Origin of the sequence: Pseudomonas sp. TH21 (genome assembly GCF_016651025.1) — a bacterium.
GTDB classification, from domain to species: Bacteria; Pseudomonadota; Gammaproteobacteria; order Pseudomonadales; family Pseudomonadaceae; genus Aquipseudomonas; species Aquipseudomonas aylmerensis.
Window position 1 is genome coordinate 2,225,799 of record NZ_JAEKEQ010000001.1, and the last position, 25,354, is coordinate 2,251,152.

Consider the following 25,354-nt stretch of genomic DNA (forward strand, 5'->3'; position numbering starts at 1 on the left):
AGCAACCTCATGAAACGCTTGTACCTGCAGGAAGTCGCGACCCGTGACGGCTTCCAGAATGAAAAGACCTTTATCGACACCGAGCGCAAAATCGCCTTGATCGACGCGCTCAGCGCGTGCGGCTACGCGAAGATAGAAGTCACCTCGTTCACTTCGCCAAAGGCCATTGCGGCGTTGCGCGATGCCGAGACAGTAATGGCCGGGATTCGGCGCCAGCCCGGCGTCGAATACACGGTGCTGGTGCCGAACGTGCGCGGGGCCGAGCGTGCGCTGGGCTGCGGCATCGACGAAGCCAACCTGGTGATGTCCGTCAGCGAGCCGCACAACCGTTCCAACCTGCGCATGACCCGCGAACAGTCATTCGCCCAGCTCCAGAAGGTGGTCGGCGTGATCGGCCAGGGACCGGTGGCGGTGAATGTGTCGCTGTCCACGGTATTCGGCTGCCCGATGCAGGGCGAGGTGCCCACCGACGATGTGTTGGGTTGGGTCGCGCGCTTTGCCGAACTGGGCGTGCGCGGCATCACCCTGTGCGACACCACCGGCATGGCCTATCCCACACAGGTGGAGGCCTTGTCGCGGCAGGTGCGCGAGCGCTTTCCCGAGCTGCAGCTGACCCTGCATTTTCACAACACCCGAGGCATGGCCCTGGCCAATACCCTGGCGGCGCTGCAGGCGGGAATCGAGCGTTTCGACGCCTCTCTGGGCGGCCTCGGTGGTTGCCCGTATGCACCCGGCGCCAGCGGCAACGTGTGCATGGAAGACCTGGTGCACATGCTCGATCTGATGGGCTACGACACCGGTGTTCAGCTGGACCGCGTGCTCGCCGCCGCCGCGCAACTGCCCGACCTGGTTGGCCATGACCTTCCCAGCCAGATCCTCAAGGCAGGCAAACGCCTGGACCTGCATCCCATCCCCGCGCATGTGCACAGCCTGAGCAAGCAGGTGGCCAATGCCGAACTGGAGCGCCCGCAATGATTGATCATCTCGACCACCTGGTACTCACCACCCTCGACCTGAGCGCCTGCAAAGACTTTTACCTGCGCGTCATGGGCATGCGCCTGGAGACCTTTGGCAGCGGACGCATCGCGTTTCGCTTTGCAAACCAGAAAATCAACGTGCACGAGCGCGGGCATGAGTTCGAGCCCAAGGCGCATCTGCCGGTGCCGGGCGCGCTGGACCTGTGCTTTATCGCCAGCCTCCCGTTGGATGAGGTGATCGCCCATCTCGACGCCCAGGCCTGGCCTGTTCTCGAAGGTCCGGTGCTTCGCACCGGCGCAACGGGCCCGATCCGCTCGGTGTATGTACGTGACCCGGACCTGAACCTGATTGAAATTTCCGAGCAGGTGGCGGCATGAATATCGTCTTTCTCGACGCCGCCAGCCTGCCGTCCCCCTTGGTGCGTCCGGCCCAGGCCAGCGCCTGGACGGAGCGTGAAAAAACCACCCACGAGCAGGTGCAGCAGGCATTGGCCGAGGCTGACGTGGCGATTACCAACAAGGTGCGCATTGATCGTACGAGCCTTGGGCAACTGCCGCGCTTGAAGTTGATCTGTGTAGCCGCGACCGGCTACGACTGCATCGACATTGCTGCCTGCCGCGACCACGGTGTGACCGTGTGCAATGTGCCCGCTTACAGCGCGGTGAGTGTCGCCGAAGCGGTGATTGGTTCGCTCTTCGCGTTGCGTCGTCACCTAATGGCGTATCGCTCGGCCTCGTTGAGCCAATGGTCGCTGTCATCGCACTTTTGCGTGCATGGCGCGCCGATCCAGGACCTGCAGGGTTCGACCCTGGGCATCGTCGGGCGTGGCGATATCGGCAGCCGTGTGGCGCGACTGGCCAAGGCCCTGGACATCCACGTGCTGTTTGCCGAACACCGTGGCGCGCAGCGAGTGAGGGACGGCTACACCGCGTTCGACACGGTGTTGGCCCAGGCGGATGCGCTGACCTTGCATTGCCCGTTGACGCCGCACACGCGATACCTGATCGGCGCCGCCGAGATCGCACGGATGAAGCCCGGCGCACTGCTCATCAACACCGCGCGCGGCCCACTGGTGGATGAAAACGCGGTGCTCGACGGGTTAGCCAGCGGCCAGCTGGGCGGCGCCGCGCTTGACGTGCTGCACGTGGAGCCGCCGCAGGCCGACCACCCGTTGCTGCACTGCGAACACCCCAACTTGCTGGTCACGCCCCATGTCGCCTGGGCCAGCCAAAGCAGCGTTGCGCGGCTCAAGGCGGTGCTGGCGGCCAACATCGAGGCTTTCGCCGCCGGCAAGCCGATCAACGTGGTGACCTGACCCCTCAACACCGTTTTCCTACCCCCAAAGGCAGAGCCATGACAAAAATAATCAGCTCTTCAGTCACACCTGTGGACGAACCGCATCCACAGCGCAAACCGCTCTACCAGCATCTGTATGTGCAGGTGATCGCCGCCATCGTGCTGGGGGTGATCCTCGGACACTTCAGCCCAGGCCTCGGCGAGCAGATGAAACCCCTGGGCGACACGTTCATCAAGCTGATCAAGATGCTCATTGCGCCGATCATCTTCTGCACGGTAGTCAGCGGTATCGCCGGCATGCAGGATCTCAAGCGCATCGGACGGATTGGTTTCAAGTCACTCATCTACTTTGAAGTGCTGACCACTCTCGCCCTGGTAATCGGCTTGATCGGGGTCAACCTGCTCAAGCCGGGTGCCGGCATGCACATTGATCCGGCCACGCTGGATGCTTCCGCCATCGCCGGCTACACCAAGGCCGCCCATGACCAGAGCGTCGTCGGCTTCCTCACACATATCGTGCCGAGCACGGTGTTCGGTGCATTCACCGACGGCGATATCCTCCAGGTGCTGTTCATCTCCGTGCTGTTCGCCTTCGGCCTGCAGCTGTTGGGAGAGGCGGGCAAGCCGCTGCTCGGCACCATCGACCTGGTGGCCAAGGCGTTTTTTCGCATGCTCAAGATCGTCATGTACCTGGCGCCGTTGGGTGCCTTTGGCGGCATGGCGTTCACGGTGGGCAAGTACGGCGTGCAATCGTTGGGTGCCTACGTCAACCTGCTGGTGTGCTACTACCTTACCGGGTTGGTCTTCGTGTTCGTGGTGTTGAACCTGGTGGCGCGGCTGGCCGGTTTCAGCTTGTGGAAATTCCTCAAGTACATCCGCGAAGAACTGGTGCTGGTGCTGGGCACGTCATCGTCCGAATCGGCGTTGCCGCGCTTGATGGGCAAGCTGGAAAAACTCGGCTGCGAGAAGTCCACCGTCGGCCTGGTGGTGCCGTCAGGTTACTGCTTCAACCTGGACGGTAGCTGCATCAACATGACGGTACTGGCGATCTTCATTGCCCAGGCGCTGGATATCGACGTGTCGCTGTATCACCAGGTGACGTTGCTGCTGATCCTGCTGCTGACCTCCAAAGGGGCCGCCAGCGTGACCGGCGGGGCATTTATCACTTTGGCCGCGACCCTTGGCTCCATCGACGTGATACCGGCAGCGGGCCTGGTATTGGTGCTGGGCGTCTACCGGTTTATTTCCGAAGGCGGCGCGCTGATCAATGTGATCGGCAACGGTGTCGCCACGTTGTTCATTGCTCGTTGGGACGGTGCGCTGGATCGCGAGCAGCTCAAGCGCGAGTTGGGTTAGCGCATTTGCAAAATTATCGGACTGGCACTGGCCGGATCGGTATGCCCGCGCAGTTTGCCGACGGCCTTGGCGTCGACTGCGTCAGCGTGGTTGCCCCACGTGCTGCGCACATACGTCAGCACCTCAGCGATTTGGGTATCGGACAATTGCTCGCGAAAGGCCGGCATGCGGTAGGCATCCGGCACGCCGGCGGCGACGATGCGTTGCGAGCCGTTGAGGGTGATGTTGATCGCCGAGGCGTTTTCCTTGGCGAGGGCGGAGGTGGCGCCGGCCAGCGGCGGCATCCACTCGGGCTGGCCTTTGCCGTCCGAGCCATGACAGGCGGCGCAGCGGGTCGCGTAGGTGTGGGCGCCGGGAATGTCCTGGCGGGTATCAGCGGCCACGTATTGCCACGGAGGGCCGTCGCGCTGCGGGTCGCCGGGCAGTGACTTGAGATACCGGGCGATGGCGGCCAGGTCGTCGTCTGCCATGAACTGCGTGGAGTTGTTGAAGGCCTCGGTCATCGAGCCGTAGACCACCGCATGCTGATTGCGCCCGGTCTTGAGGAATTGCACGATGTGCGCCTCGCTCCAGCGGCCCAGGCCGGTGTTGGGATCCTGGCGCAGGCTCGGGGCGTACCAGCCATCGAGCAGGCCACCGGCGAGGTACGGCGCGCCGGACTCGTCCAGGGCCTTCTCGTTGAAAGCCAGGCCGCGTGGCGTGTGGCAACTGCCGCAATGGCCCGGGCCTTGGACGATGTAGGCGCCGCGGTTCCACACCGCATCCTGATTGGGCTTGGCCGCATACGGCGCGGTGGGAGCGAACACGCCGTTCCACAACGCGATGGGCCAGCGCAGGTTGAGCGGCCAGGGGATGTCGCTGGGGATATTCGCCTGTTTGTCCGGCTGCACACCGTGCATGAAAAACGCATACAGCGCGCGGATGTCATCGTCACTGAGCTTGGCATACGAAGGGTAGGGCATGGCCGGGTATAGGCGCTTGCCACCCGGCGCCACGCCGTGGCGCACCGCGCGGTCGAAGTCGGCCAGGCTGTAGGTGCCGATGCCGGCGTCGCGGTCAGGCGTGATGTTGGTGGCGTGGATGTTGCCCAGCGGCGTGGCCATCTCCAGGCCGCCGGAGAAAGGCGCCTTGCCCGCCAGGCTGTGGCAGGCCACGCAGTCGCTGAGGCGCGCGACGTACTCGCCGCGGCTGACCAGCGCGGGGTCGGCACTGGCGGTCGACTCCTGTGCGAAGGGCGTCGCTGGCTGGCGGGTGACGTACCAGGCCAGCACGCCGGCTGCGACCAGGCAGGCCAGCAACAGCCAGCCTGCGGTTCTTGCGAAGCGAGGGTTGTTCATGCGCGGTCCTTGTCGGTCAGCTGAAGGTATAGCGGCTCAAGGGCAGGCTGCGGATGCGCTGGCCAGTCAAATGTGCGACCGCATTGGCCACGGCTGGCGCCACTGCCGGCAACGGGGGTTCGCCGATACCGCCCATCTTTTCGCCGCTCTCGACAATCCGTACATGCACCTGCGCCATCCGCGACGGCGGCAGGATCGGGTACAGGTCGTAGTTGCGCGCCCGTGGCTTGCCGTCCACGTACACCGCTTCCTCCAGCAGGGTCTGCGACAAGCCCAGGGCCACCGCGCCATTGACTTGCGCCTCGATGATCGCCGGGTTGACGATGCTGCCGGGGTCGATGGCTTCCCAGATGTGGTGCACCTTGACCTGGCCCTGGTCGATCGACACTTCGGCGACCACCGCCGCATGCGAGCCGAACGGCGAGGCCATGGCGACGCCACGTGCGCGCCGGGTGCCATCTTCGGCGGTGTAGGGCCCGCGCTTCCAGCCACCGGACAGCTCGCCCACCGCCTGCAGCAACGTGGTCAGCCGCGGGTTGTCACGTAGCAGGTGCAGGCGTAATTCGTACGGGTCGTGACCGCCCTTGTCCGCCAGTTCATCGAGGAATGCTTCATAGAAAAAGTCATTCAGCGAATTGCCCACCGAACGCCAATAGCCCAGCATCACCGGGCCTTTCACGTAGATCTGCGCGATGCGCTTGTTGGGAATCGCATAGGCCTTGCCCGACAGCCCTTCCAACGCGGTAGGGTCGATCTTGTCACCCTGTTTGCCGGCCAGGCCTTCGGTCGGGCCCTCGGTGGCGCTTACCGCTTCAAGCGCCAGCGGCAGGCCTTGGTCATCCAGCGCCGCGCGGAACTTGACCACCGCGACTGGGCGCAACACATCGCGCAGGAATTCTTCCTCGCGGCTCCAGATCAGCTTGACCGGCCGACCGACCGCCTTGGCCAAGGTGATGGCCTGCGGGTAAGGGTTGGCCGATTCATACAGGAAGTGCCGGCCGAAAAACCCGCCCAGCAGCGGCGAGTGCAGGGTGATCTGCGCAAGGTCGAGGCCGGTGCGCTTGGCGATGTCGGCACGAAACATATCCGGCGCCTGGTTGGGCAGCCAGACCTCCAGTGAACCATCGGCGTTGAAGCGCGCCAGGGCGGACGGCGGCTCCAGCTGGGCATGGTTGACGTACTGGTTGTGGTAGGTGGCCTCGATGCGGGTCTTGCCTTTGGCGAGTGCGGCGGCCACGTCGCCTTCGTTCTCGTCATCGCGCGACGGGCCCTGCTGCGTGGCGAGAAAGTCACGGTGCTTGTCGCTGGAAAAATCCGCCGGCATCACGCGCAGGCTCGAATCGGCGGCAGCTTCCTGCCAATCGACCTGGATCGCCTCGACTGCGCGCTTGGCGTGCCACCAACGTTCGGCCACCACTGCCACCGCGCCGGGCAGCGTGTGGACGGAGTGCACGCCTTTCATGCCTTCGACCTGCGCCTGGTTGCGCAGGCTGCCGACGGTCATGCCCAGGCGCGGCGCGTGCTGCACGGCGGCGTGAAGCATGCCGTCGACCTTCAAGTCGATGCTGTACTGCGCTTTGCCGGTGGATTTGTCGTAGGCATCCAGGCGTTTCACCGGCTTGCCGATCCAGCGGAACTGGCTCGGATCGCGCAGGGTGATGCTGGCGGGGTCGGGCACCGGCATGTCCAGCGCGCGGCCAGCCAGCTCGCCGTAGCCCAGTGAGCGCCCGGACGCGCTGTGCACCACGCGACCGGGTTGGGTAGTCAGTTCGGCGGCCGGCACACCCAACTGCTGGGCGCCGGCCTGTAGCAGCATGGCGCGGGCGAGGGCGCCCAGGCGGCGCATGGTCGGGTAGCTCATGCGCACCGACATACTGCCGCCGGTGATGCGCATGCCGTTTTCCATCACCACGTAGGCGTCGCCAGGCGGGGCGGCTTCGACGATAAAGGTGGCGGGGTCGGCGTCGAGTTCTTCGCCAACAATCTGCGCCATCGCGGTGTGGGTGCCTTGGCCGCCTTCCATGAAGGGGCTGAGCAGGCGCACGCTGCCGTCCGGGCGAATCTCCAAAAAGGCCGGCACCTGGGTACCGCGCTCGGCCGGCGTGGCCGCTTGCACCCTGGCCGAGCCCAGCGGCAGGCCAAAGCCGATCACCAGCGCGCCCACCGCCGTGCCCACCAGAAAGTGCCGGCGCGACAGGTTGACCGGCTCGTCCAGCGGCAGCTCGAGCATTTTATTGCGCGTATTCATCAGGCGCTCTCCGGCTTGGCCAGCGCCTGCATGGCGCTGTGGATCGCGTTGTAGGTGCCGCAGCGGCACAGGTTGATCATCGCTGCTTCGATCTGCGCATCGCTGGGGGCGGGGGTGTGCTTGAGCAGCGCGGTGGCTGCCACCACCTGCCCGGACTGGCAATAACCGCATTGCGCGACCTGATACTCGACCCAAGTGGCGACCACGCGCTTGCCCACTTCATCGTCCTCGATCGCCTCGATGGTGGTGACCTCACGGCCTACCACCCCAGCCACCGGCGTGACGCAACTGCGCACGACATTGCCGTCCACCAGCACCGAACAGGCGCCGCATTGCGCCAGGCCGCAGCCGTACTTGGTGCCGGTCAGCCCCAGGTCATCGCGAATCACCCACAGCAAGGGGGTGTCCGCGTCGGCATCGACCTGATAGGTCTTCTGGTTGATTCGCAATTCCATGATTCACCTGCTGATCGACGGTAGTGGCGGCCTTTTTGGGATGGCTGCTCATTGTCGAACTCTAGACCACCGCGCAAGGGGCCAGGTATCCGATGGTCGATAAATCGGAGGATCAGGCAAGTAATCGAGAGGATTGCACTGCTTTCGGGCTACACCAGTGGCAAATCGGCTTTTGTGGTGAGCGGGGTTGCCCGCTCACCACAGGCAGCGTTGGATCGTTCAGGCAGGCAGTTTCGTGGGGTTCACGCACTCGATGGAGCGGTCCACGGTGGTCTTGGCAATCTCGAGCAAGTGCCAAACCGCCAGAATCTTCGCCCGCTGGGGGCTCTCCAATCGCTCACTGCAGTCGAGGGCAGTGGCGCAGGCGCTGTCGAGCAAGCTGGCGGTGTAGAGCAGGGCGTCTTCGAAGCTCAGGTCTTCGATTTGAACCGCTTGGGTGGGCAGGTAATGGTCGATGGCGCGGTTGAAGGCGGCGCGGTCTTTGACGCAATGGCGGGGTGGGTCGGGGACGACTTTTTTCATGGTGTAACTCCACATGGTTGGGGCTGACACCCGTTGCGACTAAACGTTGGGTGGCGGCTGTGCGCAGGTTAGTCGACCGGTCACATGGAAAACCGGCGCACCCGAAGGTGCCCTACGCACAGCCACCATAAAAACTTCACGGAGGAACATGCGCCATGTAAGACCCGAGCGACTAAACCCGATCACTGATGAGCAGTGACGGATCGCAGACTAGCCACCGATTCCAACAGGCACAAGGCGGCAGGGATTGTCTAGGAAACGTCCTGCAATTTAAAGAGACACGGCTTGCTGGCCCTTTACAAACCATGACCAAACGCCATTAACCCCCACCCGCCAGATGTCGCGAAAGGCGTTTTTGTAGGCGCTTGTTCTCTGGTATGTAGGCAACTTCCCAAATGTGATTGAGACCCACCGGGCTTGTGTCCTGAGCGTATTCGCTTGCTTATATTCCAACGCCATCTTCGTTGCATTCAGGGATGCAGGGCATGGCGCAGGGCTATATCAACGAGCGTACGACGGACTACCACGGCTTGAAATCCCGTTTGATGGGGCACGGCATCAGCCAGCAGCGTTCCGACTATTTTGACCTGTTGAACCGACACCTGCGCCGTGGGCTGGTGGCCCCTGGGCAGTTGGTGATTGTGCCCGACGCCTACAGCGTGACCTGCTCAAGGGAAGAAGCCTGGTTGGTTCGCCATGCCGAGGCCATTCGCCGTGAACTGGACAACTCCGCTGGCACCCAAGTGATCAACGACTACGACCTGCTGCAAAGCCTGCTTGGGTATACCTCGCTGGGCGTGGGCAGTGCGACATCGGCGTGGGCACGGCATCTGGATGAGGTGGCGCATACCCTGGAGCAGATCGAGCATTTGCATCAACGCCTAAGGGCGGGCGGCCTGGAGCGTGAGGCGTTTTTTCGCCAGCGCAAGGTGCTGCTTGACCTGCTGGATACCCAACTGCAAGGCGCGGCGCGGCTGGGCACCGGGTTGCGGGGCAATCAGGCGTTGAAGAAGGTGTTGGGGATTTCCACCAAGAGCTATTTGCATAAGGGGGAAATTGCCGGGTACGCCCAGCGAATCCGCGAGATTGCGCAGACGTCGAAGTGGTTGGGGAAGGGCACCTATGTGGGGTTGGCGCTGGATGTGGGCGTGGCGGGATTGGAGATCAAGGAGGCGTGTGTGGAGGGGCGGGAGGCGCAGTGTCGGCGGGCGAAGTATGTGGAGACGGGGAAGTTGGTGACCAGTGTTGGGGGCGCTTATGTGGGAGGAGAACTGGGTGCAGGGTTAGCCCGTGTCGGTTGTAGGATTTTTATGGGCATCGCGGCTAAAGGAAACGGTGAGCTGGCCTGCGCTGTTATTGGTGGCGCGGCGGGGGGTATTCGGGGGGAGTGTGGCTGGTCTTGGTGGTGCGTTTCTGGGCGGGAAAATCGCAGAGATCGATGGCGATTTGATCTTTCAGCCAGAGGGGACGTGACCATGGATTTTCAGATCATCTCTGCAATCTTTGTATGTGCTGGGGCATTTGTTTCCTCGGGGCTCTTTTTATTTGTCAAATACACAAAGCTCGAAGAGTTGGAGAGCTACTTCAGCGAAAACAAGGTGGTTAACGATCACAAACGCTTTTGGGGCAGAAATCAGCACATTGACAGGTTTCATCGCATGCTCTTGATTAACCAATTGTTGATCATGCCCAAGTCACATATCAAAAGCGGGGAGGTGACCGAGGCCGAACTTGCTTCCGTCCCCCTATCGCTCAAGCGTTGGGCCCTGTGGCCTTACGCTGTCGGGACGATATGGTTTGCCTCCGCAATTATCTGGAACATCTGGTATGGCTGGTAGCCGTGGTAACCCCACTGATGTTCAAGCCTATCTTCGTCGCGAACCGGACAATCTCGTTGAATCCCATGTGATCAACAATTATGACCTGCTCTAGAGCTGGGGTGGCGCAGGGTAAGCCCGTGTTGGCTGTAGGATTTTTTGGGCGTGGTGGCTAACGGAAACGATGAGCTGGCTTACGCCGTTATTGGCGGCGCTGCGGCAGGGTATGCAGGAGGCGAGGCAGGTGGCGCTGGTTGCGCGTTTTTGGGCGGGCAAATCGCAGAGATCAACGGCGATTTGATCTTTCAGCCAGAGGGGGTTTGACCATGGTTTTTCAGATCATCTCTGCAATCTTTGTATGCGCAGGGGCATTTATTACCTCGGGGCTCTTTTTATTTGTCGAATACACAAAGCTCGAAGAGTTGGAGAGCTACTTCAGCGAAAACAAGGTGGTTAACGATCACAAACGCTTCTGGGGCAGAAATAAGCCTGTTGACAGGTTTCATCGCATGCTCTTGATCAATCATATGTTGAGCATGCCCAAATCGCATATCAAAAGCGGGGAAGTGACCGAGGCCGAGCTGGCTTCCGTTCCCCTATCTCTCAAGCGTTGGGTCTTGTGGCCTTACGCTTTCGGGACGATATGGTTTGTCTCCGCGATCATCTGGAGCATCTGGTATGGCTAGTAGCTGTGGCAAACCCACTGATGTTCAAGTCCGTCTTCGTCGCGAACCGGACAATCTCGTTAGACCCCAGGTGATCTGCAACTATGACCTGCTGCAGAGCCTGGGTTGGCGCAGGGTTAGCCCGTGTCGGCTGTAGGATTTTTTGGGCGTGGTGGCTGGCGGAAACGGTGAGCTGGCTTGCGCGGTTATTGGCGGCGCTGCGGGAGGGTATGCAGGAGGCAAGGCCTTTGGCACGGGCGGTGAGTTTCTGGGCGGGAAAATTGTGGAGAAAGATGGCGATTTGATCTTTCACTCAGAGGGGGCCTGACCATGGATTTTCAGATCATCTTTGCAATCTTTGCAGTTGGAGGAGCCGTCGTGGGCTCGGGGGGCACCTTATTCGTCGAGTACACAAAGCTTGAAGAGCTGGAAAGCTACTTCAGCGAGAACAAGATGGTCTGCGATCACAAGCGCTTTTGGGGCAGAAACCAGCACATAGACAGGTTTCATCGCATGCTCTTAATCGTCCAATTATTGAGCATGCCCAAAACCTATATCAAAAGCGGGGAGGTGAGCGAGGCCGAACTGGCATCTATCCCCCTCTCCCTCAAGCGGTGGGCGTTGTGGCCGTATAACCTCGGGACGATATGGCTTGCCGGCGCAGTCATCTGGCTCATCTGGTATGACTAGTCGCCCGCGAGGGCGGTGCGTCCTCCACGTACTCCGGCGCCACGCGCACCGGGCCTCGGCCTGGAGCTGGACCATGACCAGTTGGGCAAGCTGCATGACCAGTACCTGAGCTGTGGCATTCGCCAGTGCGATGATGTGAAGCAGATGCAGCGTTATCAACCGGATTGGAAAACCGTCAAACCACGATTCTGAGGCTGGTCGCTTCGCTTTGCCCGGTGGCGCGTGCCACCGGGCTTTTTTTACGTGAAATCTTCCTCGAAGTGCTCCTGCTCACCCCGCGTTTCACTCTGGCGCCGCAGCACTTCCATCTGGCGCAATTCCACCCGGCGAATCTTGCCGGAGATGGTCTTCGGCAATTCGCTGACAAACTCGATGCGCCGAACGCGCTTGTACGGCGCCAGGTGTTCGCGGGCGAAGGCGAGGATGTGCTGCGCCAACTCGGCGCTGCCGGGGGCGTCGTGGGCGAGGATCAGGAAGGCCTTTGGCACCGCCAGGCGCAGCGGGTCCGGGCTGGGTACCACGGCGACTTCCATCACCGACGGGTGCTCGATCAGCGCGCTTTCCAGTTCGAAGGGGCTGATGCGGTAGTCGGACGCCTTGAACACGTCGTCGGCGCGCCCGACAAACGTGATGTAGCCGTCGGCGTCGATCTGCGCGGTATCGCCGGTGCGGTAGTAGCCGTCGCGCATCACCTCAGCGGTTTTTTCCGGGCTGTCCTCGTAGCACAGCATCAGGCCCAGCGGACGTATCGCCAGGGGCAGGGCGACTTCGCCCTCGGTGCCCGGCACGCCGTCGGCATCGAGCAGCGCCACCTGGTAGCCCGGCAGCGGCCGGCCCATGGAGCCCGGCTTGAGCAATTGCCCTGGGGTGTTGCCGACCAGCGCGGTGGTTTCCGACTGGCCGAAGCCGTCGCGCAACGGCAGGCCCCAGGCGTGCTGGATCTGCTCGATGATTTCCGGGTTCAGCGGCTCACCGGCGCCCACCAGTTCGCGCAGGTTCAGGCGGTTTTTGTAGCTGGCCAGGTCCTCCTGGATCAGCATGCGCCACACGGTGGGCGGCGCGCACAGGCTGGTCACGCGGTAACGTTCCAGCGTGTTGAGCAGGGCCGGCGCGCTGAAACGCGCGACGTTATGGATAAAGATGCAGGCGCCGGCGTTCCATGGCGCGAACAGGCAGCTCCAGGCATGCTTGGCCCAGCCCGGAGACGAGATATTGAGGTGCAGGTCACCCGGCTGCAGGCCGATCCAGTACATGGTCGACAAGTGGCCGACCGGATAGCTCTGGTGGCTGTGCAGCACCATTTTCGGCTTGGACGTGGTGCCGGAGGTGAAATACAGCAGCATCGGGTCGGTGGCCAGGGTGCGGCCTTCGGCCTCGAACTGCTCGGGGTATTCGAAGGCGGCGCTGTGCGCGACCCAGCCAGTGGGGGCGGCGCCCACGCAGATGCGGCTGCAGCCAGCGCCGAGGCCGTCAAACTTGCCGACATGCGCTTCACCGACCACCAGGTGGCGCACCTGGCCGCGCTCGATACGGTCACTCAGGTCATCGGGGTTGAGCAGGGCAGTGGCGGGGATGACCACGGCGCCCAGCTTGAACGCAGCCAGCATGGTTTCCCACAGCGCGACATCGTTGCCGAGCATCAGCAGCACGCGTTCGCCCCGGCGCACACCCAGGGCGCGCAGGTGGTTGGCCACCTGGTTGGAGCGCGCCGCGAGTTGCTGGAAGCTGTAGCGTTGCTCGCTGCCGTCCTCTTCGACGATCCACAGCGCATCCGCCGCGTTGCCTTCTGCCATCGCATCGAAGTAGTCCAGGGCCCAGTTGAACGCGTCCAGGTGTGGCCAACGGAAGTCGCGCACGGCGGTGGCGTAGTCGGTACGGTGAGCGAGCAAAAAATCCCGAGCGGCCAGGAAGGGCTGGGTCATGGTCGGTGTCCTTGATTATTGTTGTAGGGACATGGCTGTGATGCTGCGGCCCCTCGGTTCCACCGGGAGGCTGAACCGAGTATAGGCACGCATAAATCTAGAGATGAACGCTCAAAAACACCGGTGCGTTGTGCAAAAAAGTCATAGGGTGGCGAGGCGATTTGACGGTGTGTACATAAAAGTCCAATATGGAATTATAAGTACAAATAAAGCTCTTTTTTGTCTGATTTTTTCTTCGCGCTTGCCTAAACCAACAACAACTTGCGAGACACAACCATGAAGAAACGCTTCGTCATTCCCGTCCTGGCCCTTGGCCTGATCGCGTCCAGCCACTTGCTGGCCGCCGAGAAAACCCTGCGCATCGGCATCGAGGCCGCTTACCCGCCGTTTGCGTCCAAGACCGAGGAAGGCAAGATCGTTGGCTTCGACTACGACATCGGCAACGCTTTGTGCGCGCAGATGAAGGTCAAGTGCGTGTGGATCGAAGGTGAGTTCGACGGCCTGATTCCTTCCCTCAAGGTGAAGAAAATCGACATGGCCCTGTCGTCCATGACCATCAATGAAGACCGCAAGAAGTCGGTGGATTTCACCCACAAGTATTACTTCACTTCGTCGCGCCTGGTGATGAAGGATGGCGCGGTGGTGGATGATCAGTACGCCAGCCTCAAGGGCAAGACGGTCGGCGTGCAACGCGCCACGACCACCGACCGCTACGCCACCGAGGTGTTCGAGCCCAAGGGCATCACCGTCAAGCGCTACAGCAATAACGAAGAGATTTACATGGACCTGGCGGCCGGGCGACTGGACGCGATCTTCGCCGACACCATTCCCCTGAGCGATTTCCTGTCGATGCCACGCGGCAAGGGGTATGCGTTTGTCGGCCCGGAACTCAAGGACCCGAAATACGTGGGTGAGGGCGCGGGGATCGCGGTGCGCAAGGGCAATACCGAGTTGGTCAGCCAACTCAACAGCGCCATCGATGGCATCCGCGCGAGTGGCGAGTACCAGAAGATTTCGCAGCAGTACTTCAAGTCTGATATCTACGGCGATTGACCCTTGCAGCAGCCCGGCTTGCCGGCGATGGCGACCGCAAGGACCCTATCGCCGGCAAGCCGGGCGCCTGCACAAAAGCTGCTTTCAGCCCTTCAATTCCTTCAAGTGCTTGTAGACCGTCGCCCGCCCCATGCCCAGCACATTGGCCACATAGTTGGAGGCGCTCTTGCCCTTGAACGCGCCTTCGGCATGCAGCGCCAGCACCAGCTCACGCTTGTGGTCACGGGTCAGCAGGTTCAGGCTCAATTGGCGTTCACGCATCCAGGCGTGCAAAAAGGTGTTGATGCGCTCCTGCCAGTCATCACGAAAGAGTGAATCCGGTTGCGGGATCAACTTGCTCGGCGACAGGAACAGATCCAGCGCCGCCTTGGCATTCTCGAACAGCGAGATATTCAAGTTGATGCACAGCACGGCCAGGCGGCGGCCGTTATGGTCATGCAGCACGGTGCTCAGGCTGCGAATCTTCTGGCCATCCCAATTGAGTTTTTCATAGGGGCCGATATTCACCTCGCTGACGTCATCGCTGAGCATGTCCTCCAGCGCTGACTCATCACCGACGCCACGTTTGGACAGGTTGTTGGCGATGTAATCGACTTTTTGCGTGCGCAAGTCATGCAGCACCACTTCCGCGTGTGGAAAGAACAGCGTGGCGATTGCGTCGGCAATCGCGCGGAAGTTCTGCATGACCTTGTCGTGTTCGGCGGTGTTCATCAATGCGGCTCCAGGCGGGCGGGGGAGAGCATACCAGCGTCCAGGCCGAACCGCGTCAGTTGCTCCGGCAGCGGCGCACCGCGCACCAGTGCGGCACTGGCCTGGCCCATGGCGGGGGAGGTCTGGATGCCATAGCCGCCTTGCGCCGCGACCCAGAACAGCCCCGGCACCTGCGGGTCGAAGCCCGCCAGCAGATCCCCATCGTGGACAAAGCTGCGCAGCCCGGCCCAGGTGCGGGTCGGGCGGCGGATGGTCAAGGTGGTGGCTTCTTCGATCTGGTAGATGCCCATGGCGATGTCCAACTCTTCGGGCTGGATATCCTGCGCCTCGACCGGGTCGGCGTTGGCGGGGGAGCCGAGGAACATGCCCGCGTCGGGCTTCATGTAGAAGGCTTCGTCGAGCGCCACCAGCATCGGCCAGGCGTGGGTGTCCTGGCCTTCGGGGCCGGCGAAGATAAACGCCGAGCGCCGCTTGGGTTGCAGGCCAATGGCGGCGGCGCCGGCCAGCCCGCCGATATGATCGGCCCAGGCGCCGGCGGCATTGATGATAATCGGCGCGGTGAAGGTGGCGTCCTGGGTATTCACATGCCAGAGGCCGGCGCTGTCGCGGCTCAAACCGAGGACGTGGCTGTCAGTGCGCACTTCGCCCTGATTGCGGCGAATCCCGCGCAAGTAGCCCTGGTGCAGGGCGTCGGTGTCGATGTCGCTGGCGGTGGGGTCATAAATCGCACCGTGGACTTTTTCGCGGCGCAGGATCGGCAGCATCGCACAGGCCAGGTCGGCGCTCAGTTGCTCGACCTGCGGCACGGTGGCCTTGGCGCTCAAGTACTGCGCGTTCAATTCATCCGGGTCGCCGATGAAGTCCACGGTCATTTCACCGCGTGGCGTCAGCAGTGGGTGCTCGCAGAAACCGCTGGGTGGGTGGTCGAAAAACTCACGGCTGGCGAGGGTCAGCGCGCGCACCTGCGGGGTGCCATAGGCGGCGGTGTACAGCGCCGCCGAGCGCCCGGTGGAGTGGTAGGCCGGGTGGGATTCACGCTCCAGCACAATCACCTTGCCGTGCGGCGACAGCCAGAAACCGGTGGAGGCGCCGGCAATGCCGCCGCCGATGATGATGAAGTCTGCGTGGCTCATAGCTGTCTCCAAAGGGCATTAGCCAGTGCGATGTCTTCCAGGCCCAGGCCGATAGAGCGGAAGAATACGTGACGGTCGTAGGATGGGCGCGGCACCTGCTCGCTGAGCAACTCTGGCAGGTCGCCGACCACCGAGGCGATGTCCCAGCCGTGCTGCTCGGCGGCAATCAGCATTTCGCCGGCCGAGCCTGGGGTGGTACGGCGATAGTCGCAGAACACCTGCATGTCGTTGAGGCTTTGCGGCGGCACTTCATGGGCGCGCGGGGCGTTGGTGCTGATGGAGGTGATCAACGCCGGCTTGCCCAGGCGCGCCGGGTCGATCACCGGCCCGGCCGAGGAGGTGCACAGCAGGATCACGTCGGCATCCTCCAATGCGGCATCGCAGGTTGAGGCGATCTTCAACCGCGGGTCCAGGCTTTCGAGCTGGGACTTTTTCCCGGCCAGGCTCGGCGAAAACAGGTTGATGCTCTGCCAGTCCCGCAGGTCTTTCACATAGTGCAGATGCGCCTGCGCGACCTTGCCACTGCCGATGATCGCCAGGCGCTTTGCCTGCGGCGGCGCCAGTGCATCCACCGCCAACGCCGTGGTCGCGGCCGTGCGCGCGGTGGTCAGCTCGGCGGTATCGCACAGCAGCAACGGCTGGCCGGTTTGCATCGACATCAGCAGCGTCCAGGCCGTCACCAGCGGCCCTTGTTCGCGCACGATGTAGGGTGAGGTCTTGACCCCATACACGCCGTCCTGCGCCAGCACCCCCAGGTAGTTGATAAAGTCACCGCCGCCGTGGGGAAATTCCACCAACTGTTGCGCCGGTTGCACTGCGTGCCCGGCGGCGAGGTCGCGAAACAGCGCACGCAGGATCTGCAGTACATCCACCTGAGCAAGTAACTCGCGGGCCTGGGCGTGGTTGATGACGTGAGGTGTGCTGGACATGGGCGCTCCGATTATTGAACTTATTTGTCCATTATGGACTTTTTGTTCTGTTGGGCAAGAGGCAAACCTCAGCCCTTGAATCGGAACCCGCCCGACAACCGTTCTTTCAAAAAGCCGACCAAGGCACTCACCGACTTCGGCACGTGGGGCGAATAGGGCCGTATCAGGTAAATCTCATCGGCAAATGCGCCCTTGAGCGTCCAGTCCTTGAGCACTTGCACCAGCTTGCCGCTGGCGAGCGCGGCATGGGCGCTGAAATCCGGGAGCAGGGCGATGCCCAGGTGGTTGAGGGCCGCATCCCTTAACGCTTCGCTGTTGTTGGTGGCGAAGCTGCCGGCGATCGGTATGGTGACGCGCTCAAGGTGTTTGCTGCCGCGTTCGAAGGTCCAGGCGGGCTGGTCGCTGCCGCGTGGATAGAACAGGCAGTTGTGGGCGCTGAGGTCGCCGGGTTCGCGCGGCTCGCCATGGCGTTGCAGGTAATCGCGACTGGCGACCAGCACCGAGCCGGTGTCGCAGAGCTTCCAGGCCACGTGGGTTTCGGGCACCTGGAAACCGTGGCGCACCGCCAGGTCGTAGCCTTCGGCGGCCAGCGAACTCAAGGCGTCCGACACATCCAGCTGGAGGCGCACCTGCGGATACCGCTGGAGGAATTCGGACAAGTGCGGCACCAGTTGCTGGCGCGCGAACGCCACCGGGGCGGTGAGGCGCACCAGCCCGCGAATCTCCCCGGCCGAGTCGCGCACCGAGGAAAAACTGCGCGCGATCTGTTCGTAGGCACCGCGCACCTCACGGGTCAGCGACAACCCGGCATCGGTGAGGCGCACACTGCGCGTGGTGCGCGTCACCAAACGGGTACCGGTGGCTTTTTCCAGGTCGCTGATGCGCTGGCTGACCGCCGATTTGCTCACCCCCAACCGTGCCGCTGCAGCGGTGTAGGTGCCGTGTTCTTCCAGCACTGACAGCCAGTGGATGTGGGTCCACAGGCCTTCGATCTCGGATTTTTCCATGCGCTTATTGTTCGCTTATAAGGACAATCAGTTCTGGATTCTGCTCTGGTTTGGAACAAACAGAAAGCCTATCGTGTGTCCCAACGCCACCCACCTGGGATCTATTGCCATGACTACAACAATCGAGCACTACATCAACGATCAGCGCGTGAGCCGCGATGACCGGTATCAGGACGTCTACAACCCGGCCACCGGCGAAGTGACCGCCCGCGTCGCCCTGGCCAGTCGCCAGACCGTGTCCGAAGCCGTCGCCGCTGCGCAGGCCGCCTTCGCCGGTTGGGCCGACACCCCGCCAATCCGCCGCGCCCGCGTACTGTTCGAATACCTGCATCTGCTGCGTGAGCGCAAGGACGACCTGGCGCGCATCATCGTCGCCGAACACGGCAAGGTCTTCACCGACGCCCAGGGTGAAGTCGACCGGGGCATCGATATTCTTGAATTCGCCTGCGGCATCCCGAACCTGCTCAAGGGCGAACATTCCGACCAGGTCTCGCGAGGCATGGACAACTGGACCCTGCGCCAGCCGCTGGGCGTGGTGGCCGGCGTCACGCCGTTCAACTTCCCGGTGATGGTACCGATGTGGATGTACCCGATCGCCATCGCGGCGGGCAACACGTTCATCCTCAAGCCGAGCCCGACCGACCCGAGCGCTTCGCTGTTCATGGCCGAGCTGCTGCATGAAGCCGGCTTGCCGAAAGGCGTATTCAACGTGGTGCAGGGCGACAAGGAATCGGTGGACGCGCTGATCGAACACCCGGACGTCAAGGCTGTGAGCTTTGTCGGATCGACACCGATTGCGCAGTACATCTATGAAACCGGCGCGCGCAACGGCAAGCGCGTGCAAGGCCTGGGCGGCGCGAAAAACCACATGGTGGTGATGCCCGACGCGGACATCGAGAAAACCGTCGACGCGCTGATGGGCGCCGCCTACGGCAGTGCCGGCGAGCGCTGCATGGCGATTTCGGTGGCGGTGCTGGTCGGCGATGTCGGTGACAAAGTCATCGCCGCCCTGACCGAACGCGCCAAGCAACTGCGCATCACCGATGGCCGCGACCTCAAGGCCGAAATGGGCCCGATCGTGTCGCGTGCCGCCCTGGAGCGCATCAGCGGCTACATCGAACAAGGTGTGAAGGCTGGCGCGCAACTGCTGCTCGACGGCCGTGACTATGTGCCGACCGAAGCGGGGTTGGAAAACGGCTTCTGGCTCGGCGCGACCCTGTTCGATCACGTGACAAAAGAGATGAGCATCTACCGCGAAGAAATCTTCGGCCCGGTGCTGGCCTGCGTGCGCGTGAGTGACTTCGGCGAGGCGATCAAGCTGGTCAACGACCACGAGTTCGGCAACGGCGTGAGCTGCTTCACCCGCGACGGCAACATTGCCCGCGAGTTCGCGCGGCGCATCGAAGTGGGCATGGTTGGCATCAACGTACCGATCCCGGTACCGATGGCCTGGCACGGCTTTGGTGGCTGGAAGAAGAGCTTGTTTGGCGACATGCATGCCTATGGCACTGAAGGTGTGCGCTTCTACACCAAGCAGAAGTCGATCATGCAGCGCTGGTCGGAAAGCATCGAGCAGGGCGCGGAGTTTGCGATGCCGGTCTCCAAGTAACGACGGTTGGAACACCGCAGGACCCCTTGTGGGAGCGGGCTTGCCCGCGATAGCGCAGGGTCAGTCAGGACATTTGTCACTGATAGACCGCTATCGCAGGCAAGCCCGCTCGCACATTTTTTTGCTTGCGTTCAGCGCCGCCCCGCCCGCGTACTCACATCCACCCACACCGCCAGCACCAGAATGCTGCCTTTCACAATCATCTGCCAGTAACTGTCCACGTCCAGCATCGACATGCCGTTATCCAGACTGGTAATCACCAACGCCCCGAGCAACGCGCCATACACCGTGCCCGAGCCGCCGCGCATGGAGGTGCCGCCGATAAAGCACGCAGCAATGGCATCCAGTTCGCCCATGCTGCCCGCCGAGGGTGAGCCGGCGGCGAGGCGGGCCGTGTTGACCAGGCCGGCGAAGGCGCACATCACGCCCATGATGCCGAAAATCCACAGTTTGACCGCCTGCACGTTAATGCCCGACAGGCGCGTGGCTTCCATATTGCTGCCCACCGCATACACGCGGCGGCCGAACACGGTCTGGCTGGTGACATAGCTGAACACGCCGAGCAGCACCAGGAGCAACAGCACCGGCACCGGGATGCCGTCGTAGCTGTTGAGGGTGGTAACGAACCCGGCGAGCACCGCGCCGATCAGCACTACCCGCAGCACGTCGCGCACCCGCGAGTGCGCCGCCAGGCCATGCAGTGCGCGGTTGCGCCGTTGTTTCCAGGTGAGGAACAGCGTCAGCGCAAACAGCAACACGCCGAGCCCCACGCCCACCGCGTGCGGCAGGTAACCCTGGCCGACATACACCAGCGACGGCGATACCGGCGCGATGGTGGTGCCGCCGGTGATCCCCAGCAGAATCCCGCGAAACGCCAGCATGCCCCCCAGGCCGACGATAAACGAGGGGATGCGCAGGTAAGCGGTCATGTAGCCGTTGGCCAATCCGATCATCAACCCGCACAGCGCCACCAGGCTGAGGTTGGCCAGCAGCGGCACGTGATAGACCACGTCCAGGATTGCCGCGAGCCCGCCCAGTAATCCCAGCAGCGAACCTACCGACAAGTCGATCTCGCCGCTGATGATCACCAGCACCATGCCGCAGGCCAGGATCCCGGTGATCGCCATCTGCCGCAGCAGGTTGGAGAGGTTGCGCGGGGTGAGGAAACCGCCCTCGGTCTGCCAGGTGAAAAACAGCCAGATGAACGCCACGGCGATCACCAGTGCGAGCATTTTGTAGCGGGTAAACAGCTGTTTGACCTGATTCATCTACGCGGTTTTCCGATCGTTATTATTGTGTTGGCTGAGCGCCGCGGCGAGCACTTGTTCCTGGGTGAGCCCCTGGTTGATGAAATCGCCGCGCAACTGGCCGTCGCCGATCACCAGCACGCGGTTGGACACGCCGAGCACTTCGGCCAGCTCCGAGGAGACCATGATGATCGACACCCCTTCAGCCGCCAGCGCGCCCATCAGCTTGTAGATCTCGTACTTGGCGCCCACATCCACGCCGCGCGTGGGCTCGTCGAGGATCAGCACCTTGGGCTGGGTCATCAGCATTTTCGCCAGCACGGCTTTTTGCTGATTGCCGCCGGACAGGCTGGTGATCGGCAAAAACGGGCTGGACGTCTTCAGGTGCATGCGTGTGATTTGCTGATCGATGCTGCCCAGTTCGGCTTCGGCGTCGATGCGGGTCATGTGCGCGTAGGTGTCGAGTACGGCCAGGGTGATGTTCTGGCCGACGCCCAGGTCCGGGATGATGCCTTGGCGCTTGCGGTCCTCGGGCACCATGCACAGCCCGGCGCGGATGGATTTGAGCGGCGTGCGGGTGTCGATCACCTGGCCGTCCAGCCACACCTCGCCGCTGTAGCGACCGGGGTAGGCACCGAACAGTGCCGACACCAGTTCCGTGCGCCCGGCACCGACCAGCCCGGCAATGCCGAGGATTTCCCCGCGCCTGAGGCTGAATGAAATATCGTCGACGCGTTTACGCCTGGGGTTGTCGACGTCGTAACAGGTGACATTGCGCGCCTCGAAAACCACCTCGCCGATGTCATGGGGTTGGGTGGGGTAGAGGTTGCTCATTTCCCGCCCGACCATCTGCGTGATGATCCGCGGGATATCCATGTCGGCCATGGCCGTGGTCGCGATGTGCTTGCCGTCGCGGATCACCGAGACGGTGTCGCACACCGCCGCCACTTCATCGAGCTTGTGCGAGATGTACACGCAGGCCACGCCCTTGGCCTTGAGGTCACGGATGATGTCGAGCAGCACCTCGATTTCCGAGCGGGTCAGGGCCGAGGAGGGCTCGTCGAGAATCAGCAGGCGCGCCTGCTTGTTCAGGGCCTTGGCGATTTCCACCAGTTGCTGGTAACCGCCGCCGTACTGCGACACCGGCAGCGCCACGTTCATGTCCGGGACCTTGAGCTCGCGCATCAACTGTTCGGCGCGATGGATCATCGCCGGGTAGTTCATGCGCCCGCCGGGCAGGGTCAGTTCGTGGCCCATGAAGATGTTCTCGGCCACCGACAGGTCGGGCACCAGCGTCAGCTCCTGGTGAATGATGACGATGCCGGCGGCCTCGGTTTCACTGATGGACTGGGCCTTGAGCGGCTGTCCGTCCCAGAGAATTTCGCCCTCCCAGGTGCCATACGGATAGACCGCCGACAGCACCTTCATCAAGGTGGATTTGCCGGCGCCGTTCTCACCGCACAGGCCGACACATTCCCCCGGCCGCACCTTGATATCGATGCCGTTGAGCGCGTTGACACCGCCAAAGCTTTTGACGATGCCGTTCATTTGCAGCAGGTAGTCAGCCATGGCGGTCACAGCCCGCCAATCTGCTCTTTGGTATAGAAACCGTCCTTCTCCAGCAGGTCGATATTGGCCTTGGTCAGCGGCGTCGGGGTCAGCAGGATGGTGTCGACCTGCTTGCTGCCGTTGTCGTACTGCGAGCTATAGGACGGCTTCTCATTGCGCGCCAGTTGCACCGACAGCTTGGCGGCTTCGGTGGCGATCAACTTGAGTGGTTTGTACACGGTCATGGTCTGGGTGCCGTCGATCACACGCTTGACGGCGGCGAGGTCGGCGTCCTGGCCGGAGATCGGCACCTTGCCGGCGAGCTTCTGCGCGGCCAGCGCCTGGATCGCACCGCCGGCGGTGGCGTCGTTGGAGGCGACGATGGCGTCGATCTTGTTGTTGTTCCGGGTCAGGGCGTTTTCGACGATGCCCAGGGCTTCGGTAGGATTCCATTCCTTGACCCACTGCTGGCCGACAATCTTGATATCGCCCTTGTCGATGGCCGGCTGCAGCACTTTCATCTGGCCTTCGCGCAGCACTTTGGCGTTGTTGTCGGTGGGCGCGCCGCCGAGCAGGAAGTAGTTGCCCTTGGGCGCCGCTTGCAGCACACCGTTGGCCTGCATCTCGCCGACCTTTTCGTTATCGAAGGAGATGTAGGCGTCGATATCGGCGTTGAGGATCAGGCGGTCATAGGACACCACCTTGATCCCGGCCTTCTTGGCTTCGGCGACGGCGTTGGTGAGCACGGTGGCGTTGAACGGCACGATCACGATCACGTCGACGCCGCGTGAGATCAGGTTTTCGATCTGGGAAATCTGCTTCTGCTCGTTGGCATCGGCGGACTGCACGAAGACCTTGGCATCGAGTTTTTCTGCCGCCGCGACGAAGTAATCGCGGTCACGCGACCAGCGCTCCAGGCGCAGGTCGTCGATGGAGAAACCGATCTTCGGGTGCGCAGGATCTGCCATCACCGGCAGGGCGAGCAAGGCCAGGGCAGTGGCGAGCAGCGTGCGTTTGAATGCTTTCATGGTGGTGCGTCCTTTTATTGTTGTTGGAAAGGCACTGTGCGAAGACTCTAGGCGAACACTGTATTTGTGGCGAGCAGCCTCTTTGTGGCAAGTGGGCTCTTTGGGTTGAGCAGCCTCTTTGTGGCAAGTGGGTTCATTGGGTTGAGCAGCTTCTTTGTGGCTAGCAGGCTTATTGAGGCTAGCAAGCTTGTTGTGGCGAGCGGGCTTGCCCCGCGTTGGGCTGCGAAGCAGCCCCTATTGCAAGCGACCGGGTTCAACCTGGCACACCGAGGTGCCGGGTCTTGGGGCCGCTTCGCAGCCCAACGCGGGGCAAGCCCGCTCACCACAAAGAGCCCACTTGCCACAAAGAGGCTGCTCATCACAAAAAGCCCATTTGCCACAACAAGCCCACTTGCCATAACAAGTCCGCCAGCCAAAGGAAGTCCGCTCGCCATCAGGGATAGATAAACCGGTTGACCACCCCCTCCAGCATCTCCTGCCGGCCGCTCACTGCCTGCGGGTTCAGCTCGTGCTCAAAGGCATGCTCGGCCAGCGACGCGAGGCTGAACTCGCCCGCCAGTACGGCTTTGCCCAGCGGCTGCTGCCAACCGGCATAGCGCTGGTCCTTGAACTGCTGCAGGCGGTCGTTCTGCACCATCGCCGCCGCACGCTCCAGTGCCAGGGCGAGCACATCCATCGCCGCGACGTGGCCGTGGAACAGGTCGACGTCGTCCAGGCTCTGCCGGCGCACCTTGGAGTCGAAGTTGTAGCCGCCATTCTTGAAACCCCCGGCCTTGAGGATTTCATAAGTGGCGAGCGTCATCTCCTCGACGCTGTTGGGGAACTGGTCGGTGTCCCAGCCGTTCTGCGGATCGCCGCGATTGGCGTCGATGCTGCCGAAGATGCCCAGCGACACTGCGGTGGCAATCTCATGATGAAAACTGTGCCCGGCCAGGGTCGCGTGGTTGGCCTCGATGTTGACCTTGATCTCGTGTTCCAGGCCGTATTCATGCAGGAAGCCGAACACCGTGGCGCTGTCGTAATCGTACTGGTGCTTGGTCGGCTCCTGAGGCTTGGGCTCGATCAGCAGGTCGCCCTTGAAGCCGATCTTGTGCTTGTGCTCCACCACCATGCGCATAAAGCGCCCGAGTTGCTCGCGCTCACGTTTGAGGTCGGTGTTGAGCAGGGTTTCATAGCCCTCGCGGCCACCCCACAGCACATAGTTGGACCCCTTGAGCCGCAGCGTGGCGTTCATCGCGCTGAACACCTGCGCGGCGGCGTAGGCAAACACTTGCGGGTCGGGGTTGCTGGCGGCGCCGGCGGCAAACCGTGGGTTGCTGAAGCAGTTGGCGGTGCCCCACAGCAGGCGGATGCCAGTCTCTTCCTGATGGCGCTCGAGCTGATCGACCATCTGCGCGAAGTGGTTGCGGTACTCCTTCAGCGAGCTGCCTTCCGGCGCCACGTCGGTGTCGTGAAAGCTGTAGTAGTCGATGCCCAGCTTGGAGAAAAACTCGAACGCCGCCTGCGCCTTGCCGATGGCCAGTTCCATCGGGTCACCGCTGCGCTGCCACGGGCGCTTGAAGGTGCCCACGCCAAACATGTCGGCCCCCGGCCACACGAAGGTGTGCCAATAACAGGCCGCCATGCGCAGGTGCTCGCGCATGGGCTTGCCGAGGATCAGCTTGTTGGCATCGTAATGGCGAAAGGCGAGGGGAGCATCGCTGTCGGGGCCTTCGAAGCGAACCTTCTCGACACCGGGGAAGTACGTCATGGCGTTTTCCTTATTGTTCTTGGCGGTGTCTGGATACTAGCAACGGCACCTGG

General features: G+C 62.4%; 22 protein-coding genes and 2 pseudogenes. 11 read left to right on the forward strand and 13 right to left on the reverse strand.

Annotated features, from left to right (window positions below):
- Window positions 1-9: 9 nt before the first annotated feature.
- Genes JFU04_RS10050 through dctA form a run of 4 tightly spaced genes read left to right on the forward strand, consistent with a single transcriptional unit; the run spans window position 10 to window position 3,630 of the window.
- Window positions 10-975 (forward strand): hydroxymethylglutaryl-CoA lyase, encoded by a 966-nt coding sequence (locus tag JFU04_RS10050; RefSeq protein WP_106804457.1) that lies wholly within the window; start codon window positions 10-12, stop codon window positions 973-975.
- Window positions 972-1,355, forward strand: coding sequence for a VOC family protein (locus tag JFU04_RS10055; protein ID WP_120448144.1), 384 nt, complete (start codon window positions 972-974; stop codon window positions 1,353-1,355). Before JFU04_RS10050 ends, JFU04_RS10055 begins: the two co-directional genes overlap by 4 nt.
- On the forward strand, window positions 1,352-2,293 hold the full coding sequence (locus JFU04_RS10060; protein ID WP_106804455.1) for a D-2-hydroxyacid dehydrogenase: 942 nt from the start codon (window positions 1,352-1,354) through the stop codon (window positions 2,291-2,293). The genes JFU04_RS10055 and JFU04_RS10060 overlap by 4 nt, the downstream gene beginning before the upstream one ends.
- A 38-nt stretch (window positions 2,294-2,331) precedes the next feature.
- Window positions 2,332-3,630 carry a C4-dicarboxylate transporter DctA gene (gene dctA / locus JFU04_RS10065; RefSeq protein ID WP_207200645.1) on the forward strand — a complete coding sequence of 433 codons (1,299 nt, stop codon included), beginning with the start codon at window positions 2,332-2,334 and terminating at the stop codon, window positions 3,628-3,630.
- Here the strand turns inward: dctA and JFU04_RS10070 are convergent.
- The 4 genes from JFU04_RS10070 to JFU04_RS10085 form a co-directional block, all read right to left on the reverse strand.
- The gene (locus JFU04_RS10070) at window positions 3,627-4,967 is read right to left on the reverse strand and encodes a c-type cytochrome (RefSeq protein WP_201143971.1); all 1,341 of its coding nucleotides are present in this window, start codon (window positions 4,965-4,967) and stop codon (window positions 3,627-3,629) included. The genes dctA and JFU04_RS10070 overlap by 4 nt on opposite strands.
- Before the next feature lie 16 nt (window positions 4,968-4,983).
- The gene (locus tag JFU04_RS10075) at window positions 4,984-7,215 is read right to left on the reverse strand and encodes a xanthine dehydrogenase family protein molybdopterin-binding subunit (RefSeq protein ID WP_201143972.1); all 2,232 of its coding nucleotides are present in this window, start codon (window positions 7,213-7,215) and stop codon (window positions 4,984-4,986) included.
- The gene (locus JFU04_RS10080; RefSeq protein WP_065905649.1) at window positions 7,215-7,670 is read right to left on the reverse strand and encodes a (2Fe-2S)-binding protein; all 456 of its coding nucleotides are present in this window, start codon (window positions 7,668-7,670) and stop codon (window positions 7,215-7,217) included. Before JFU04_RS10080 ends, JFU04_RS10075 begins: the two co-directional genes overlap by 1 nt.
- Window positions 7,671-7,889: 219 nt before the next feature.
- Window positions 7,890-8,192, reverse strand: coding sequence for a DUF6124 family protein (locus JFU04_RS10085; protein WP_201143973.1), 303 nt, complete (start codon window positions 8,190-8,192; stop codon window positions 7,890-7,892).
- Window positions 8,193-8,677: 485 nt separating this feature from the next.
- On the opposite strand from JFU04_RS10085, the pseudogene JFU04_RS10090 reads away from it, so the two are divergent.
- The 5 genes and pseudogenes from JFU04_RS10090 to JFU04_RS10110 form a co-directional block, all read left to right on the forward strand.
- Window positions 8,678-9,665 (forward strand): annotated as a pseudogene (locus JFU04_RS10090) (hypothetical protein).
- Window positions 9,666-9,667: 2 nt separating this feature from the next.
- Window positions 9,668-10,030, forward strand: a complete 363-nt coding sequence (locus JFU04_RS10095) for a hypothetical protein (protein WP_201143974.1) — start codon at window positions 9,668-9,670, stop codon at window positions 10,028-10,030.
- A gap of 305 nt (window positions 10,031-10,335) precedes the next feature.
- Window positions 10,336-10,695, forward strand: coding sequence for a hypothetical protein (locus tag JFU04_RS10100; protein WP_201143975.1), 360 nt, complete (start codon window positions 10,336-10,338; stop codon window positions 10,693-10,695).
- Between the two features lie 309 nt (window positions 10,696-11,004).
- Window positions 11,005-11,364 (forward strand): hypothetical protein, encoded by a 360-nt coding sequence (locus JFU04_RS10105; protein WP_201143976.1) that lies wholly within the window; start codon window positions 11,005-11,007, stop codon window positions 11,362-11,364.
- Between the two features lie 42 nt (window positions 11,365-11,406).
- Window positions 11,407-11,556, forward strand: a pseudogene (locus JFU04_RS10110) (glucarate dehydratase); the annotation flags it as partial.
- Between the two features lie 47 nt (window positions 11,557-11,603).
- On the opposite strand, the gene JFU04_RS10115 reads toward JFU04_RS10110, so the two are convergent.
- Entirely contained in the window at window positions 11,604-13,286 is a 1,683-nt protein-coding gene (locus JFU04_RS10115) for an AMP-binding protein (RefSeq protein WP_201143977.1), read from the reverse strand.
- 276 nt (window positions 13,287-13,562) lie between these two features.
- Here JFU04_RS10115 and JFU04_RS10120 point away from each other — a divergent pair, with 276 nt between their 5' ends.
- Window positions 13,563-14,339: an ABC transporter substrate-binding protein gene (locus JFU04_RS10120; RefSeq protein WP_065905654.1), complete on the forward strand. Its 777-nt coding sequence runs from the start codon at window positions 13,563-13,565 to the stop codon at window positions 14,337-14,339.
- A gap of 84 nt (window positions 14,340-14,423) precedes the next feature.
- Here JFU04_RS10120 and JFU04_RS10125 read toward each other — a convergent pair whose 3' ends face one another.
- The 4 genes from JFU04_RS10125 to JFU04_RS10140 all read right to left on the reverse strand — a co-directional run bounded on the left by JFU04_RS10125 (window position 14,424) and on the right by JFU04_RS10140 (window position 18,119).
- A complete protein-coding gene (locus JFU04_RS10125) occupies window positions 14,424-15,050 on the reverse strand; it encodes a helix-turn-helix transcriptional regulator (protein WP_201143978.1) in 627 nt (208 codons plus the stop codon).
- On the reverse strand, window positions 15,050-16,183 hold the full coding sequence (locus tag JFU04_RS10130; RefSeq protein ID WP_201143979.1) for an NAD(P)/FAD-dependent oxidoreductase: 1,134 nt from the start codon (window positions 16,181-16,183) through the stop codon (window positions 15,050-15,052). Before JFU04_RS10130 ends, JFU04_RS10125 begins: the two co-directional genes overlap by 1 nt.
- Window positions 16,180-17,112, reverse strand: a complete 933-nt coding sequence (locus JFU04_RS10135) for an ornithine cyclodeaminase family protein (RefSeq protein ID WP_201143980.1) — start codon at window positions 17,110-17,112, stop codon at window positions 16,180-16,182. The genes JFU04_RS10130 and JFU04_RS10135 overlap by 4 nt, the downstream gene beginning before the upstream one ends.
- Before the next feature lie 68 nt (window positions 17,113-17,180).
- A complete protein-coding gene (locus tag JFU04_RS10140; protein ID WP_201143981.1) occupies window positions 17,181-18,119 on the reverse strand; it encodes a LysR family transcriptional regulator in 939 nt (312 codons plus the stop codon).
- A gap of 109 nt (window positions 18,120-18,228) precedes the next feature.
- Here JFU04_RS10140 and JFU04_RS10145 point away from each other — a divergent pair, with 109 nt between their 5' ends.
- Window positions 18,229-19,728, forward strand: a complete 1,500-nt coding sequence (locus JFU04_RS10145) for a CoA-acylating methylmalonate-semialdehyde dehydrogenase (RefSeq protein WP_065905661.1) — start codon at window positions 18,229-18,231, stop codon at window positions 19,726-19,728.
- A 131-nt stretch (window positions 19,729-19,859) separates the two neighbouring features.
- Here the strand turns inward: JFU04_RS10145 and JFU04_RS10150 are convergent, their stop codons facing one another.
- The 4 genes from JFU04_RS10150 to xylA all read right to left on the reverse strand — a co-directional run bounded on the left by JFU04_RS10150 (window position 19,860) and on the right by xylA (window position 25,301).
- Entirely contained in the window at window positions 19,860-20,996 is a 1,137-nt protein-coding gene (locus JFU04_RS10150; protein WP_065905663.1) for a sugar ABC transporter permease, read from the reverse strand.
- Complete coding sequence (gene xylG, locus JFU04_RS10155) at window positions 20,997-22,544, reverse strand: D-xylose ABC transporter ATP-binding protein (protein ID WP_177410346.1); 1,548 nt, start codon at window positions 22,542-22,544, stop codon at window positions 20,997-20,999. It abuts the gene before it with no gap.
- Between the two features lie 5 nt (window positions 22,545-22,549).
- Entirely contained in the window at window positions 22,550-23,551 is a 1,002-nt protein-coding gene (gene xylF, locus JFU04_RS10160; RefSeq protein ID WP_065905667.1) for a D-xylose ABC transporter substrate-binding protein, read from the reverse strand.
- 433 nt (window positions 23,552-23,984) lie between these two features.
- Window positions 23,985-25,301 carry a xylose isomerase gene (gene xylA / locus JFU04_RS10165; RefSeq protein ID WP_065905671.1) on the reverse strand — a complete coding sequence of 439 codons (1,317 nt, stop codon included), beginning with the start codon at window positions 25,299-25,301 and terminating at the stop codon, window positions 23,985-23,987.
- Window positions 25,302-25,354: the final 53 nt, after the last annotated feature.

Bases quoted from the DNA above. Each gene is read 5' to 3' on its own strand.
- JFU04_RS10100 (WP_201143975.1), top strand. From the start codon at position 10,336: ATGGTTTTTCAGATCATCTCTGCAATCTTTGTATGCGCAGGGGCATTT.
- JFU04_RS10080 (WP_065905649.1), bottom strand. From the start codon at position 7,670: ATGGAATTGCGAATCAACCAGAAGACCTATCAGGTCGATGCCGACGCG.
- JFU04_RS10085 (WP_201143973.1), bottom strand. From the start codon at position 8,192: ATGAAAAAAGTCGTCCCCGACCCACCCCGCCATTGCGTCAAAGACCGC.
- JFU04_RS10105 (WP_201143976.1), top strand. From the start codon at position 11,005: ATGGATTTTCAGATCATCTTTGCAATCTTTGCAGTTGGAGGAGCCGTC.
- xylA (WP_065905671.1), bottom strand. From the start codon at position 25,301: ATGACGTACTTCCCCGGTGTCGAGAAGGTTCGCTTCGAAGGCCCCGAC.
- JFU04_RS10145 (WP_065905661.1), top strand. From the start codon at position 18,229: ATGACTACAACAATCGAGCACTACATCAACGATCAGCGCGTGAGCCGC.
- JFU04_RS10115 (WP_201143977.1), bottom strand. From the start codon at position 13,286: ATGACCCAGCCCTTCCTGGCCGCTCGGGATTTTTTGCTCGCTCACCGT.
- xylG (WP_177410346.1), bottom strand. From the start codon at position 22,544: ATGGCTGACTACCTGCTGCAAATGAACGGCATCGTCAAAAGCTTTGGC.
- JFU04_RS10050 (WP_106804457.1), top strand. From the start codon at position 10: ATGAAACGCTTGTACCTGCAGGAAGTCGCGACCCGTGACGGCTTCCAG.
- JFU04_RS10140 (WP_201143981.1), bottom strand. From the start codon at position 18,119: ATGGAAAAATCCGAGATCGAAGGCCTGTGGACCCACATCCACTGGCTG.
- JFU04_RS10130 (WP_201143979.1), bottom strand. From the start codon at position 16,183: ATGAGCCACGCAGACTTCATCATCATCGGCGGCGGCATTGCCGGCGCC.
- JFU04_RS10075 (WP_201143972.1), bottom strand. From the start codon at position 7,215: ATGAATACGCGCAATAAAATGCTCGAGCTGCCGCTGGACGAGCCGGTC.
- JFU04_RS10135 (WP_201143980.1), bottom strand. From the start codon at position 17,112: ATGTCCAGCACACCTCACGTCATCAACCACGCCCAGGCCCGCGAGTTA.
- JFU04_RS10120 (WP_065905654.1), top strand. From the start codon at position 13,563: ATGAAGAAACGCTTCGTCATTCCCGTCCTGGCCCTTGGCCTGATCGCG.
- JFU04_RS10070 (WP_201143971.1), bottom strand. From the start codon at position 4,967: ATGAACAACCCTCGCTTCGCAAGAACCGCAGGCTGGCTGTTGCTGGCC.
- JFU04_RS10060 (WP_106804455.1), top strand. From the start codon at position 1,352: ATGAATATCGTCTTTCTCGACGCCGCCAGCCTGCCGTCCCCCTTGGTG.
- JFU04_RS10125 (WP_201143978.1), bottom strand. From the start codon at position 15,050: ATGAACACCGCCGAACACGACAAGGTCATGCAGAACTTCCGCGCGATT.
- dctA (WP_207200645.1), top strand. From the start codon at position 2,332: ATGACAAAAATAATCAGCTCTTCAGTCACACCTGTGGACGAACCGCAT.
- JFU04_RS10150 (WP_065905663.1), bottom strand. From the start codon at position 20,996: ATGAATCAGGTCAAACAGCTGTTTACCCGCTACAAAATGCTCGCACTG.
- JFU04_RS10055 (WP_120448144.1), top strand. From the start codon at position 972: ATGATTGATCATCTCGACCACCTGGTACTCACCACCCTCGACCTGAGC.
- JFU04_RS10095 (WP_201143974.1), top strand. From the start codon at position 9,668: ATGGATTTTCAGATCATCTCTGCAATCTTTGTATGTGCTGGGGCATTT.
- xylF (WP_065905667.1), bottom strand. From the start codon at position 23,551: ATGAAAGCATTCAAACGCACGCTGCTCGCCACTGCCCTGGCCTTGCTC.